General features: G+C 71.5%; 11 protein-coding genes. 3 read left to right on the top strand and 8 right to left on the bottom strand.

All coding sequences use genetic code 11. From position 1 onward, the window contains the following. Window positions 1-116: 116 nt before the first annotated feature. The gene (locus tag ACN267_RS15775; RefSeq protein WP_421489013.1) at window positions 117-3,089 is read right to left on the bottom strand and encodes a glycoside hydrolase family 9 protein; all 2,973 of its coding nucleotides are present in this window, start codon (window positions 3,087-3,089) and stop codon (window positions 117-119) included. A 238-nt stretch (window positions 3,090-3,327) separates the two neighbouring features. Here ACN267_RS15775 and ACN267_RS15780 point away from each other — a divergent pair, with 238 nt between their 5' ends. Continuing rightward, complete coding sequence (locus tag ACN267_RS15780; RefSeq protein WP_421489014.1) at window positions 3,328-3,732, top strand: VOC family protein; 405 nt, start codon at window positions 3,328-3,330, stop codon at window positions 3,730-3,732. A 255-nt stretch (window positions 3,733-3,987) separates the two neighbouring features. Here the strand turns inward: ACN267_RS15780 and ACN267_RS15785 are convergent, their stop codons facing one another. Both ACN267_RS15785 and ACN267_RS15790 read right to left on the bottom strand, forming a co-directional pair. Then, entirely contained in the window at window positions 3,988-5,112 is a 1,125-nt protein-coding gene (locus tag ACN267_RS15785; protein WP_204957101.1) for a GNAT family N-acetyltransferase, read from the bottom strand. An 89-nt stretch (window positions 5,113-5,201) separates the two neighbouring features. After that, entirely contained in the window at window positions 5,202-5,903 is a 702-nt protein-coding gene (locus ACN267_RS15790) for an amino acid-binding protein (protein WP_204957099.1), read from the bottom strand. 152 nt (window positions 5,904-6,055) lie between these two features. Here ACN267_RS15790 and ACN267_RS15795 point away from each other — a divergent pair, with 152 nt between their 5' ends. Together ACN267_RS15795 and ACN267_RS15800 are read left to right on the top strand one after the other, a co-directional pair. Further along, entirely contained in the window at window positions 6,056-7,141 is a 1,086-nt protein-coding gene (locus tag ACN267_RS15795) for a phosphotransferase family protein (RefSeq protein ID WP_204957097.1), read from the top strand. Then, window positions 7,141-8,352: an acyl-CoA dehydrogenase family protein gene (locus ACN267_RS15800; protein WP_281899475.1), complete on the top strand. Its 1,212-nt coding sequence runs from the start codon at window positions 7,141-7,143 to the stop codon at window positions 8,350-8,352. Before ACN267_RS15795 ends, ACN267_RS15800 begins: the two co-directional genes overlap by 1 nt. Window positions 8,353-8,442: 90 nt before the next feature. Here ACN267_RS15800 and ACN267_RS15805 read toward each other — a convergent pair whose 3' ends face one another. The 5 genes from ACN267_RS15805 to ACN267_RS15825 all read right to left on the bottom strand — a co-directional run bounded on the left by ACN267_RS15805 (window position 8,443) and on the right by ACN267_RS15825 (window position 14,243). After that, window positions 8,443-9,489 carry a LacI family DNA-binding transcriptional regulator gene (locus ACN267_RS15805; RefSeq protein ID WP_145918565.1) on the bottom strand — a complete coding sequence of 349 codons (1,047 nt, stop codon included), beginning with the start codon at window positions 9,487-9,489 and terminating at the stop codon, window positions 8,443-8,445. Between the two features lie 91 nt (window positions 9,490-9,580). Then, on the bottom strand, window positions 9,581-11,014 hold the full coding sequence (locus tag ACN267_RS15810) for a GH1 family beta-glucosidase (protein ID WP_204957094.1): 1,434 nt from the start codon (window positions 11,012-11,014) through the stop codon (window positions 9,581-9,583). Next, window positions 11,011-11,853 (bottom strand): carbohydrate ABC transporter permease, encoded by an 843-nt coding sequence (locus ACN267_RS15815; RefSeq protein ID WP_204924033.1) that lies wholly within the window; start codon window positions 11,851-11,853, stop codon window positions 11,011-11,013. Before ACN267_RS15815 ends, ACN267_RS15810 begins: the two co-directional genes overlap by 4 nt. A 10-nt stretch (window positions 11,854-11,863) precedes the next feature. Next, entirely contained in the window at window positions 11,864-12,832 is a 969-nt protein-coding gene (locus tag ACN267_RS15820) for a carbohydrate ABC transporter permease (protein ID WP_204924032.1), read from the bottom strand. Between the two features lie 118 nt (window positions 12,833-12,950). Next, window positions 12,951-14,243 carry an ABC transporter substrate-binding protein gene (locus tag ACN267_RS15825; protein ID WP_204957093.1) on the bottom strand — a complete coding sequence of 431 codons (1,293 nt, stop codon included), beginning with the start codon at window positions 14,241-14,243 and terminating at the stop codon, window positions 12,951-12,953. Window positions 14,244-14,292 lie beyond the last annotated feature (49 nt).

Raw genomic sequence — 14,292 nt, forward strand, 5'->3', positions numbered from 1 at the left:
GCACCGGTCAGAACAAAGATGTTTCGGAAAAGTTTCGGAACATTTTTTGCCGGGGCCCACCCGACGCGACGTGGCCGGTCACCGCAGGTGCGGTGCCGGCCACGCCACGTCGACGATCAGGAGACCGTGCAGGCCGCCCCGTTGAGCGTGAAGCTCGTCGGCTTCGGGTTGCTGCCGGTGTGGGTGCCGTTGAACCCGATGCTGGTGGACGCACCGGGGGCGAGCGCCCCGTTGTAGCTCATGCTGGTCGCGGTCACCGCCGTACCGGTCTGGGCGAACGTCGCCGACCAGCCCTGGCCGACCTTCTGCCCGCTGCTCGGGAAGGTGAAGGCCAGACTCCAGCCGGTGAGCGCGGTCGTGCCGGTGTTGGTGATGCTGATGCTCGCGGTGAAGCCGTTGGTCCAGTCGCTGGTGGTGTAGCCGACCTTGCACGACGAGGCGGGCAGGGTCGGGGTCGGGGTCGGGGTCGGGGTGGAGGTCGGCGTCGGGGTCGGCGTCGAGGTCCCCGGCAGGGTCTGCACGGTGACGGTCTTCGACGGGGTCGACGGGTTGCCGGCGGCGTCCACCGCCACCACGTAGAACCCGTACGACGTGTCGGGGGTCAGCCCGTTGACCTGGAGGGTGGTACCGGAGCCCGTGGCGACGACGAGGTGGGCCGGCCAGGAGGTCTTGTAGACCCGGTAGCCGGTGACCCCGACGTTGTCGGTGGACGGCGTCCAGCTCAGGGTCACCCCGTTCGCGCTGATGTTCGACGCGGTCGGGGTGCCGGGCGGGGTCGGCCCGCTGGTGTCCGAACCGGTGCCGGCCGGGGTGGCCACCGCGAGCGGTGACGACCACAACGAGCTGTTGCCGGCACCGTCGCGGGCCAGCACCGAGAACCGGTAGTTGCTGGCGGGCGAGAGCGTGGTCAGGGTCAGGCTGTTGGTGGTGGTGCGGAAGGAGGAACGCACGTCACTGCCGACCGGCTCCATGGCGACGTCGTAGCCGGCCAGGCCGCTGCCACCGGTGTCGGTGGAGGCGGGCCAGGTCAGCGTCATGCCGGTGGGGGTGACCGCCGAGGCGACCGGGGTGCCGGGGACGGTGGGCGGGGTGGTGTCCGTCGGCGTCGAGGTCGGCTCGTCACCCCAGACCCGGGTGGTCCCGGCGTACAGCGGCACCTTCGGGTTCGGGCCGGCGGTGGCCTGGTACGACGGGTCGTTGGTCGGATCCCAGGTGCCGCCCTCCGGTACGCCGATCTTGAACTGCACCTCCATCCGGTGCTGCGACTGACCGGCCGGGGCGATCGTGGAGCCGGTGCAGTCCACCTCGACGTACCAGATGTCGCCGGAGAGCTGCTTGGCGGTCGACGGCGACGGGCAGCCCTGGGTGTAGCCGGGGGTGACCTGCACGGCGGTGCTGCCCTCGGGGCGGAAGTAGTAGCGGAACTTCCCGTTGGTCAGCGCCCGCGCCGGGAACGCCGACTTGTTGTAGATGACCGCCTTGAGCCCGGTGGCCCGGGGCTCGGCCTGCATCACCGTGGTCTCCACGGTCAGCTCGGCGATGTCCGGGGTCTCCGCGGTCGGGAAGTTGGCGAGCGGGGTGCCGCCGTACTCCTGGGAGAGCCGGGCCAGGGCGGAGGTGAAACCGGCGTTGTAGTCGGTGGCCACTTCGTTCATCACGTAGTCCGACCGGCTGTCGGTGTAGGCGTCGTTGGCCGACGACGGGCCGCCGACCAGCGCACCGTAGAGCACGTGCCGGGTCTCCACCGGCACCGTCTGGCTGTCCCACCAGGAACCGTGCGCGGTGCGGTGGTGCGGGTTCTTCGGCGCGTTGGCGCCGAACCCGATCATGTAGCTGGACTTGCGTGGGTTGTCACCGAGCGCGTAGTTGACCTGCCGGACCGCGAAGTCGTGGAACCGGGCCTTGCGGGTGGCGTCGGTGGTCTTGTCGCTGTAGACCAGCGCCGCGAAGCTGGTGTTCGCGGCGTACCGCAGCGCGCCCCAGGAGTCGAGGACGGCCATCCCACCCGGCGAGTAGGGCACCTTCTGGCCGTTGACGCCGACCGTCCAGTAGTCGAGCCACCGGTTGGCGTCGTCGACGTACTTCTGCTTGCCGGTCAGGTTGGCCAGCAGCACGTACGCCCCGAACTGCTTGTTGTCCCAGGCGAGCGTCCACTTGTAGGACCGGGTGGTGGACTGCGGCTCGGTGCCGAGCTTGTCGTACTCGCTCTCGGCCTTGGCCAGGTAGGCGGCGTCACCGGTGGCCCGGTGCAGCCAGATCGCGCCCCAGACCAGTTCGTCCTGGTAGCCGCTCCACGACTTGTAGAAGCTGGTCGCGTCGGTGATGCACTCGTGGTAGCTCTTGCGCACCGTGTCGGCGAACGTGTAGAGCTGCTTGGCGTGGGTGAGCAGCTTGTCGGCGTAGGCGGCGTCGGTGGGCCGGAAGACCATCGACGACGCGGCCATCGCCGCCGCCGTCTCCCCCGCCAGGTCCGCCCCGCCACAGCTGGCATCGATCTTGTACGCGGGCCGCGCCATCGGCAGCACCTCGGCCGGACCCCACCACTTGTGGTCGTCGTCGCCCTTGCCGACCTGCCCGTAGAGCACGTTCGCCGAGGGGTGCGCCTTGATGAAGTAGTCGTTGACGAAGCGCAGGTTGTTCAGCAGCGGGGTGAGCTGCCCGGCGGCGACGTACCCGTCGCGGTACTCGACCGCGCCCCAGGCGAGCATGGTGGCGCTGAACGCCATCGGGAAGCCGAACTTCACGTGGTCACCGGCGTCGTACCAGCCACCGGTGAGGTCCACGCCGACGTCCGCGCCGTCGGTGAGCGCGGAGTCGCCCCGCCAGGAGACCCGGTTCCAGGACGGCTTCTTGCCGGACTGCTGCGCCTCGTAGAACAGCAGCGACTTCTGCAACGCCTCGGGGTAGTTGAACATGCCGGTGCCGGCGGCCTCGGCGCGCCCGGCAACGGTGGGGGCGGCCCCGGCGGTGAGCGGCAGGGCGCTGATGGCGAGGGCAAGCCCGCTGGTCAGGGCGGCACCGGCGGCGAGCAGGCGGCGGAGCCGGGGCCGGCCCGCGCCCGACCGGCCGGGCCGGTTCGGGTGCTGCATGCGGAACTCCTGTCGATGGTGCCTCCGGCGACGCCCACCGGACGCGGGGACGGGGGCGTCGCGGGTGGTGGGCGTCGCCGGAGGCGGGTGGTGGTGAGTGGACCGGGGAGTCGCGGGAGCGCTCCCATGGATGTGCGCCAATGTAATCGTTCGGTCATCGGTTTGTGAAGGGGCCAACCCCGACGACACCGGAAGAAGCTCCCCGGACACCGCCGCCCGACCGGACTAGCCTTGATCGATGTCGATGATCGAACAGGTCTCACTCGGCGTGACCGACGACCGGCGCGCCGGCCGGTTCTGGGCCGGGGCCCTCGGCTACGCCCGCCGGCCACCCCGTTACCCCGGCGACGGCTGGATCGTGCTGGAACCGCCGCCCGGCAGCACCGGGGTGGCCCTGGCGATGGACATCAGCGTCAGCCCGGTGACGGACCATCCCCGCATCCACCTCGACCTGCACGCGGGAGACCGGGACCTCGACGACGAGGTCGACCGGCTGTGCGATCTGGGTGCCGAACGGGTCGACTGGCCGCACTACCCCACCGAGCCCGAACCCGGCCAACTGCCGTACGTCGTCCTCGCCGACACCGAGGGCAACCGGTTCTGCGTCTCCGGGCACCGCCGGGCCGGCGTCTTCTTCGGCTGACCGCCGCCCCTGCCGACGCACCCACCGGCCGCGCACCGCCGGCCCGCCGGCAGCGACCCGGGCCACCCGGCCACGACCGACCCGGACCTGCCGCCCGGGACCTGCCTCGACGCGCCGCCCAGAACCGGCCCGGACATGGGCAGGGCCCCCGCACCGGGGGCCCTGCCTGTACACCGTCCTCCGCATCGGAGTTCGGCCACGCACCGGAAGGAAGCCCCCGCCCGGTGCCACACGGGTCGTCTCGGTGATCGGTCGTCAGCAGACCCCGCCGGTCGCGCTCGTCCGCCGGGGGCCGATCACGGCAGCACCTGGCCGACCCGCCCCGTCGGCGACCGGGCCGTCGCCCACCGGGGCGGCCAACGCGACGGTCACGGTGAGCAGGCTGCCGTCCCGCTCGATCGGCGCGGACCGGCCCAGCCGGGCGACCGTACGCACCATCGGCGTGTTCTCCGCCTGGGTGTGCAGGACCAGCGCCGCGAACCCGGCCCGCTCGGCGTGCGCGAGCAACCGGCGCAGCAGCGCGGTGCCCAGCCCACGCCGCTGCCAGTCGTCCCGCACCAGCAGCGCCGCCTCCGCCTCGTCGCCCTCGGCGAGCAGGTTGGCCAGCGCGACGACCGACTCCGCCGCCCCGTCGGAGCCGGTCGTCGTGGCCACCAGGGTCAGCCCCCGGGCCGGTTCCAGCAACCGGCGCAGCCGGGCCGGCGAGGGCAGCGCCGCCCCGCTGAGATACCGCCGCTGCCGGCTGGTCGCCGAACAGCGCTCGTGCAGATCGACCACGCCCGCCAGGTCGTCGGCGGTCGCCGGCCGGACGGTCAGCTCCGCCCCGTCGGGCAGCACCAGGACCACCCGGTCGGCCTCCCGCCGAGCCACCGCCGCCGCCAACTCGACGAGCGCCTGTGCCCGCGCGTACTCCGCCGGGGTGAAGCTGGGCGCCTGCCGGCGCAGTTCGTACGAGCCGCCGGTCGGATCGGTCAGCAGCATGGTCGTGGTGCCCACCGCGTCGTGCCCGGCAGCAGCCGTCGGCCGCCAGGTCACCTCGTCCGCGCCGAGCGTGATCCGGAGCACCTCGCCTGCCAGTTCCGGGTCACCGACCAGCCGGGTGGCCAGTCCGAGCACCCGGGTCGGCTGGTCGGCCAGGCCCCGCGCCTCGCTGCGGGCGACCCAGCAGTCCCGGCCCCGGCCGCGTTCGACGGCGGCGATCAGGTCCGCCTCGTCGAGGGTGTCCGGCGCGTCGACGAGGAAGTCGTCCACCGCGCCGACCTCGGTGGTGTGCACCTGCACGGTGAGGATGTTGACCCCCCGCAACGCGAGACTCGCGGTGAGGACCGACAGGTATCCCGGCCGGTCGTCCACGGTCGCGCGAACCCGCCACAGCGCCATGTCCACTCCTTTCCCCACCACGAAGCCTGCCCGCGGCCTGTTGCCGTGGCGTTGCCCGGTGGTGTCGCACCGGCAACCGTCCGCCCAGGTCAGGTGACGGTGGTCACCGACTTCGGGCCGACCAGGTCGAGCCGGTCACCGAGGATCACCGCGCTGGCCCGGACGAGCTGGGCGAGCCGGTCCACCTCGGTGGCGTGGAACCCGGCGGCGGTCAGCGGCTCGGTGTGGTCCCGCGCGACCACCAGCACCAGCCCGGCCCGGCCGAACGGCGCGATCGCGTAGTGCGTGCCGTCGGCCATGGTCAGGGTGCGGGCCCGCAGCGGGGTCACCTCGGGCAGCCGGGGCGGCTCGGGCGCGCGCCAGCTGGCGTGCCCGACGGTCGCCGTCCCCGCACCGGCCCGCGAGGCCCAGTCCACCGGCACGACGGCCGCCACCGCCCAGTCCGCCGCGAGCAGCCCGGGCACCGCGTCGACCAGGGTGGCCACCCCGTCGGTGGGGTTCGCCGCCACCTGGGCGAGCAGTTCGGCGTCCTGACCGGTGGTGGTCGGCGCGCCGATCGCCCGCCACACCCCGTCGACGCGTACCCCCGGGATGGCGGCGAGGCCCGCGAGTAGGCCCTCGACCCGGGCGGCACCGGGCCAGACCACGGTGAAGTCGTCAACCGCCCGGCCGCCGAGCCGTTCCAGTACCACGACCTGGACGATGTCCGCCCCGGAGACGCCGAGCGTGCGGGCCACCTGGCCGAGTGTCCCGGGTCGGTCCGGCAGGGTCACCCGAACTCTCAGCAACATGTCTGTCCCTCCGCTCGGCGGGCCGACCGCACACGGCCGGCAGGCTGGTCCCCAGCCTGCCGGTTGACCATTTCGCCCCTGTTGCCGTGGCATGTCCCGGGCGGAAAATCGCTGACCTTGACAACCCGGCTGACCTGCCATCAACTATGCGGATGACCGAGCCGGCCGTCGACGCGTCCCACGACGGCGGAGCCCCCGGCGACCGGCCGCCCCCCGGGCTGGATCTCGACCGGTTGGCCGGGTGGCTGGCCCTGCACCACCCGGAGCTGGCCGGCGGGCCGCTGCGGGCCAGCCTGATCACCGGCGGCAAGTCCAACCTGACCTACCTGCTGCACGGTGCCGGGCGCGAGCTGGTGCTGCGCCGCCCACCGCTGGGGCACGTGCTGGCCACCGCGCACGACATGGCCCGCGAGCACCAGGTGATCGCCGCGCTCGCGCCGACCGCCGTGCCGGTGCCCGGGGTGGTGCTGCTCTGCACCGACCCGGCGGTGATCGGGGCCCCCTTCTACCTGATGCAGCGGGTGCCGGGCGAGGTGCTGCGCACCCGGGCCCAGACCGACCCGCTCACCGACGGGCAACGCCGTGACCTGGCCTGGGCGATGATGGACACCCTCGCCGCGCTGCACACCGTCGACCCGGCCGCGGTCGGGCTGGCCGACTTCGGCCGACCGCAGGGCTACCTCGGCCGGCAGGTACGACGCTGGGCCGGCCAGCTCGACCGGTCCCGCAGCCGGGAGCTGCCCGGGGTGGACGAGCTGCGCGACGCGCTGGCCGCCTCGGTGCCCGAGGGGGTGAACGCCGGCCGGATCGTGCACGGCGACTACCGGCTGGACAACCTGCTCACCACGGTCGACCCGGTGTCGGTGCGGGCGGTGCTGGACTGGGAGATGGCCACCCTCGGTGACCCGCTGGCCGACCTCGGGCTGCTGCTGACGTACTGGGACGTGCTCGGCGACAGCGACCTCGCCGAGGGCAACCCGGTCGCCGACGGGCTCGGCCCACGCGCCGGCTTCCCCACCGGCGGCGAGCTGATCGCCAGGTACGCCGAGCGCAGCGGCGTCGACGTGGGGCCGCTGCACTGGCACCTGGCCCTCGGCTGTTTCAAGCTCGCGGTGATCTGCGAGGGCATCCACTACCGGCACACCCTGGGGCAGACCCTCGGCGGTGGGTTCGACCGGATCGGCGAGATGGTGACGCCCCTGGTGGAGCACGGTCTGCGCGCGGTCAGGGGGAACTGATGGACTTCGACTACGACGCCCGTACCGTCGAGCTGCGGGAGCGGCTCGGCGCGTTCCTCGACGAGTGCGTCCTGCCGGCCGAGGCGGTGCACGCGGCGCAGGTCACGGCGGCGGGTGACCCGTGGTCGCGGTCCCCGGTGCTCGACGAGCTGAAGGTCGAGGCGCGACGGCGCGGCCTGTGGAACCTCTTCCTGCCCGATCCGCGCTACGGCGCCGGGCTGACCAACCTCCAGTACGCCCCGCTCGCCGAGCTGACCGGGCGCAGCCCACACCTGGCCCCCGAGGCGGTCAACTGCGCCGCCCCGGACACCGGCAACATGGAGCTGCTCGCCGAGTTCGGCACCGGGGCGCAACGCGACAGGTGGCTCACCCCGCTGTTGGCCGGCGAGATCCGCTCGGCGTTCTGCATGACCGAGCCCGAGGTGGCCTCCTCCGACGCCACCAACATCGCCACCCGGATCGTCCGCGACGGCGACCACTACGTGATCAACGGGCGCAAGTGGTGGTCGTCCGGGGCGATGGACCCCCGGTGCGAGCTGTTCATCGTGATGGGCAAGACCGACCCGGACGCCGACCGGCACCGCCAGCAGAGCATGGTGCTGGTGCCCCGGGACACCCCCGGGGTGCACGTCCGCCGGGGCATGACGGTCTTCGGCTACACCGACGCCCCGCACGGCGGGCACGCCGAGATCGACTTCGTCGACGTCCGGGTGCCGGCGGAGAACCTGGTCGGTGCCGAAGGGACCGGGTTCGCCATCGCCCAGGCCCGGCTCGGGCCCGGCCGCATCCACCACTGCATGCGGCTGGTCGGGATGGCCGAGCGGGCCCTGGAGCTGCTCTGCCGCCGGGCCAACCAGCGGATCGCGTTCGGCCGGCCGCTCGCCGAGCAGGGCGTGGTCCGGGAGTGGATCGCCGAATCCCGGGTACGGATCGAGCAGGCCCGGCTGCTGGTGCTCAAGACCGCCTGGCTGATGGACACCGTCGGCAACAGGGGCGCGCACACCGAGATCCAGGCCATCAAGATCGCCACGCCGGCGATGGCCGAGTGGGTGATCGACAAGGCGATCCAGGGGTACGGCGGCGCCGGGGTCAGTCAGGACACCCCGCTCGCCGGGCTCTGGGCCCAGGCCCGCACCCTGCGGCTCGCCGACGGCCCGGACGAGGTGCACCGCGCGTCGCTGGCCAGGCGGGAACTGCGCCGCTGGTCCTGAACCTGGGCCGTTGGTCCTGAGCCGGGGCCACCGGCGCGTCAGGCCACCCGGCGGCGGGCCGGAGGTGGAGGTCGGAGCTGTCGAAGCGTTTCAGGTGGAGGCACGCTGGATGAGTTCGGTGTCCAGCAGGATGTGCGGGGTGGGGATCTCGTCACCCCGGATCCGGGCCACCAGCAGCCGGGCCATCTGCCGGCCCATCTCCTCCACCGGCTGGAAGACCGTGGTCAACGGCGGGTCGGCCTGCTGGGCGACGGGTGAGTCGTCGAACCCGATGATCGCCACGTCCTCGGGCACCCGCCGGCCCGCCTCGCGCAGCGTCCGCAGCGCGCCGAACGCCATCAGGTCGGAGGCGACGAAGACCGCGTCCAGTTCGGGGCAGGCGTCCAGCAGCCGACGCATGCACGCCGCGCCGCTGCCCTCGCTGAAGTCCCCGTAGGCGATCATGCGGGGGTCGAGCATCCCGACCGTCGACTCCACCGCCTCCCGGTAGCCGACCAGGCGGGCCAGGCCGGCGCCCATGTCCTGCGGGCCGGCGATGGTGGCGATCCGGCGGCGGCCCTGCCGGGCCAGGTGCTGCACCGCGTTGCGGGCGCCACCGACGTTGTCGACGTCGACGAACCAGGACGGCCGTGCCCCGGGGCGCAGCATCCGGGCCGGCCGGCCGCCGAGCACGGTGGGCAGGTCGCGCTCCTCCAGCAGGGTGGGCAGCGGGTCGGAGTCGTGCAGCGACAGCAGCAGGACCCCGTCGACGTGCTGGTTGGTCAGGTGGTTCTCGACCCGTTCCCGTTCGATCGGGGACTGCACCATGGCGAGCCAGAGTTGCAGCGGCGTCTCCAGCAGGCCGGAGCTCACGCCCCGGACGATGCCGGCGAAGAACGGCTCGGTGAAGACCCGCTCCCCCGACTCGGAGACCACCAGGGCCACCGAGTCGGTCCGCTGGGTGACCAGTGCCCGTGCCGCCCGGTTCGGGACGTACCCCAGCTCGGCGATGGCCTGTTGGACGGCGGCGCGGGCCTCCGGGCTGACCTGGGGTGAGCCGTTGACCACCCGGGAGACCGTGCCCCGCCCGACACCCGCGCGGGCGGCGACCGCGTCGAGGGTCGGGCGCCCGAGTGACCGGGTGCGTTGCGTTGTCATCGTCTCTCCTCCGACGTCGGACGGTCCCCGCCGTCCGCCCCCGGGGGCGGGCGGCGCGGCGGGGCCGTCCGGAATGCTGGCTGGCCTCTGCCTATTGTGCGGCCAGACCGTTGCGTCGGATCACCTCGGCGTACCACCTGGCGCTGGACTTGGGGATACGGGCCTGGGTGTCGTAGTCGATCCAGATCATCCCGAAGCGCTTGGTGTAACCCCAGGCCCACTCGAAATTATCCATCAGCGACCACGCGAAGTAGCCCCGCAGGGGCACCCCGGCCGCGATCGCCTCGTGTGAGGCCCGCAGGTGGGCGTCGAAGTAGGCCAACCGGTCGACGTCGTCGACCCGACCGTCCTGGACGGTGTCGACGAACGCCGAGCCGTTCTCGGTGACGTAGAGCGGCAGGTCGGTGTACTCCTCGTGGACCCGCCGCAGCGTCTCCACCAGGCCCGGGGCGTCGATCTCCCAGTCCATGTCGGTGACCGGGACGCCCCGGGTGACGAACCGCACGTCCTCGCTGCCCGGCCAGCAGGACGGCGCCCGCCAGTACTTCTCCGGCTCCTCGCCGGCGACCGGCGCGGCCACCACGTGCCGGCTGTAGTAGTTGATCCCGACCAGGTCCAGCGGAGTGGAGATGATCTCCAGATCGCCGTCGCGGACGTGTCCGAAATCGGTCACCTCGGCCAGGTCGGCGGTCAGGTCCGCCGGGTACGACCCGCGCAGCAGCGGGTCGAGGAAGAACCGGTTGGCCAACCCGTCGATCCGGCGGGCGGCGTCGACGTCGTCCGGGGCGTCGGTGGCCGGGGTCACCGGGTAGAGGTTGACCGTGACCCCGAGCTGGGCCTGCGGCAGCTTCGCCCGCAGGGCCTGCACGGCGAGCCCGTGACCGAGCATGAGGTGGTGCCCGGCCCGGACCGAGTCCGCCCCGTCGGAGCGCCCGGGGGCGTGCGCCCCGGAGCCGTAGCCGAGGAACGCCGAGCACCACGGCTCGTTGAGCGTGGTCCAGTACTTCACCCGGTCGCCGACGGCGTCCGCGACCAGGGACGCGTAGTCGGCGAACCGACCGGCGGTGTCCCGGACCGGCCAGCCGCCCGCGTCCTCCAGCGGCTGGGGCAGGTCCCAGTGGTAGAGGGTGAGCCACGGCTCGATGCCGTTGGCCAGCAGCTCGTCGACCAGCCGCCGGTAGAAGTCCAGGCCCTCCTGGTTGGCACCGCCGGTGCCGCCGGGCTGCACCCGCGGCCAGGAGACCGAGAACCGGTACGACTTGAGGCCCAGCTCCGCCATCAACCGGACGTCGTCGGACATCCGGTGGTAGTGGTCGCAGGCCACGTCCCCGGTGTGCCCGGAGACCACCCGCCCCTCGGTGTGACTGAACGTGTCCCAGATCGACGGGGTCCGGCCGCCCTCGGCGGCGGCCCCCTCGATCTGGTACGCGGCGGTCGCCGCGCCCCACAGGAAGCCGGGCGGGAAGGTCAGTTCCGGCCCCTGGTCGAGTACGCCGACAGCGGGCGGGTGGGTCGGGTTGCTCACGACTTGACGGCGCCTTCCATGATGCCGCCGATGATCTGGCGGCCGAACACGATGAACACGATCACCAGCGGCACGGTGCCGATGGCGGTCGCGGCGAACACCTGCGAGTAGTCGGTGTAGTAGGCGTACGACAGGAACGCCAGCGACACCTGCAGGGTCGGGTTCTCGGGGGTGAGCACGGCGTACGGCCAGAGGTAGGAGTTCCAGGTCTCCATGAAGGTGAGCAGGCCGAGCACGGCCGCGGCGGGGCGCAGCGCCGGCAGCACGATGTTCCAGAAGATCCGGAAGGTGCTGGCGCCGTCGACCCGGCCCGCCTCGATCAGCTCGTCGGAGATGGCCTGGATGGCGTACTGCCGCATCATGAACACGCCGAACGCGCTGACCAGGAAGGGCACGGTCACCGCGTAGAGGGTGTCGTACCAGCCGAGGTCCTGGATCATGCCCCAGAGCGGGATCAGGCCGAGCTGGGTCGGGATCATCATGGTCACGATGATCGTCAGCAGCAGGGCGTTGCGGCCCCGGAACCGCAGCTTGGCGAAGGCGAAGCCGGCCAGCGAGCCGGTGATCACCACCGAGACGGTCACCACCGCGGAGACGATCACCGAGTTGAGCAGACCGGTCAGGAAGTTCGCCGCGTCGTTGTCGAGCACCCGGCCGAAGTTCGCGCCGAACTCGCCGGCCGGGGTGAACGGCGGCGGTACGTCGTTGATCTGGTCGAGGCTACGGGTGGCGATGACCACCATGTAGTAGAACGGGTAGACCGAGAAGAGCACCGCGACGACGAGCGCGATGTAGAGCAGCGGACTGGTGCGCCAGAGGCGCTGGGATGCCTTGTTCACGGCGCGGTCCTCACTTCACCGAACGGCGGACGAGCAGGAAGTTCACCAGCGAGACCAGGGCGATCATGACGAACATGGCCCAGGCCACCGCTGCGCCGTAGCCGGCGGAGCTGAGGTTCTCGATACCGAGCTCGTACATGTACATCGCCAGGGTCTGGAACTCGCGCTGGTCGCCACCGATGATGTTGCCGTTGCCGAAGACCAGCGGCTCGGTGAAGAGCTGGAGCCCACCGATGGTGGACAGGGTGACCACGAAGACGAAGGTGGGGGTCAGCATCGGCAGGGTGATCCGCCAGAACTGCTTCCACTGGTTCGCGCCGTCGATCGCGGCGGCCTCGTAGAGGTCCTTCGGGATGGCCTGCATGCCGGCCAGCAGGATCAGCGTGTTGTAGCCGGTCCACCGCCAGTTGACCATGGAGGCGATGGCCGTCCAGGAGCTCCACTTCTGGGCGTCCCAGTCGACCGCGTCGACGCCGACCAGGCTGAGCACCCAGTTGATCAGACCGAAGTCGCGCTGGAAGAGCATCCCGAAGACGATCGCCACCGCGGCGACGGAGACCACGTTGGGCATGAAGATGGCCATCCGGAACAGCGTCCGGGCCCGCAGGAAGGTGCGGTTGAGCATGGTGGCCAGGAACAGCGCCAGGAGCAACTGGGGGATCGTCGACAGGATGAAGATGCCGAACGTGTTGATAGTGGCGTTCCAGAAGTACTCGTCGGTGAACAGCCGGGTGTAGTTGTCGAACCCGATGAAGCTGTGGTCGCCGATGAGGTCCCAGTCGTGCAGCGACATCCACGCGGTACGCAGCATCGGGTAGAACCCGAAGATGCCGAAGATCACGAAGAACGGCGCGATGTAGAGGTAGGGCGAGAGCTTCAGGTCGAGGCGGTTCAGGGTGATCGCCCGGCTGCGCCGCCGGGGAGGTGTGGGGGGTGGGGCGCTGGGCGACGGCGGCGCCGTCGTGGCCGAGAGGCTCATGCGGGGTCCTTTCCCGGCTCCGGCGGGGCCGGTGAGGCGGGCGGTACGTGGAACGGGGGGACGCCATTGGTGGCGCCCGGGACATGCCCGGACGCCACCGCCGGTGGTGGTGCAGTGATCAGAAGGCGCCCTGGGTCTTGGCGTCCTTGAGGAACTGCTCCCAGGCCTTGTCCTTGGGGGACTGCCCGTTCTCGTACGAGCGCAGGGCCGGCTCGAACGCGTTCTCCTTGATCGCCTGGTGCTTCGGGCCGAGGTGCAGCGGCTGGATCTTCTCGACGCTCTCACCGAAGATCTTGCCGGTCGGCGCGCCGCTGAAGTACTCGTTGGTGAAGCTGGTGAACTCCGGGTTCTTCAGCGCCTCGAGGTTGGTCGGCAGCGGGCCCTTGAGCTTGAACGCCTCGACCTGGCTCTTCGCGTTGGTCAGGTACTCGGCGAGCTTGGCCGCCTCCTTGGGGTACTTGCTCTGGGAGGGCACGGCCAGCCAGGAGCCGCCCCAGTTGCCCGCACCGCCGGGAACCGGCGCCAGGTCCCACTTGCCCTTGTTCTCCGGGCCGGAGTTGTCGGCGACGATACCGAGCATCCACGACGGGCAGAAGGTGGCCGCGAAGGTGCCCTGCTTGAAGCCGGCCGACCACTCGGGCGACCAGGTGGCGCTCTTCGCGGAGATCTTCGCGTCGGACATCGCGACGGCGGTGTCCCACGCGGTCTTCACCGCGGCGCTCTTGTCGGCGATGACGTTGTCCTCCTTGTCGTAGAACAGGTCACCGCCCTGCTGCACCATGACCGCGCTGGCGGCGGTGGTGGCCGAGTCGATCAGGCCCTTGTTGGTGGCCGCGCGGTACTTCTTGCCGGTCTCGATGAAGGCGTTCCAGTCCGGCCAGAGCGCCGCCACCTGGTCGCGCTCGGTCGGCAGACCGGCAGCGGCGAACAGGTCCTTGCGGTAGCAGACGCCGAGGCTGCCGACGTCGGTGGGCAGGCCGATGAGCCGCCCGTCCGCCGCCTTGCCCAGCTCCCACTTCCACGGCAGGTATTCCTTGCTGTGGTCGGCGATCAGCGGCGTCAGGTCGGCCCAGTTGGCCGGGTTGGTCTTGAACTCGTTGAGGATGCCCTCTTCGAGCGCGGTGACGTCCGCGGCGCCCTTGCCGGTGGCCAGTGCCCGGACCACCTTCGGCCGGTACTCGTTGAGCTGCGCGGTCTTGCGCAGCTCGACCTTGATGCCGGTGTCCTTCTCGTACTGCTTGACGATCTCGTCGTATCCGAATTCACCGAAGGTGTCGACGACCAGCTTGCTGGGCTTGCCGCCGGCCTCCTTCGGCTCGTCGTCCTTGCCGCAGGCCGCGAGACCGCCGATGGCGGTTACTGCGGCCAGGGCGGCGACCGCGAACCGGGTACGCCGCGTGGTGACGCTCATCCTGACCCCTTTTCGATGGTGAGGCTGGGTGGGTGTGGTGGGGGGTGCT

Source organism: Micromonospora sp. WMMD734, assembly GCF_049178975.1.
GTDB lineage: Bacteria > Actinomycetota > Actinomycetes > Mycobacteriales > Micromonosporaceae > Micromonospora > Micromonospora wenchangensis.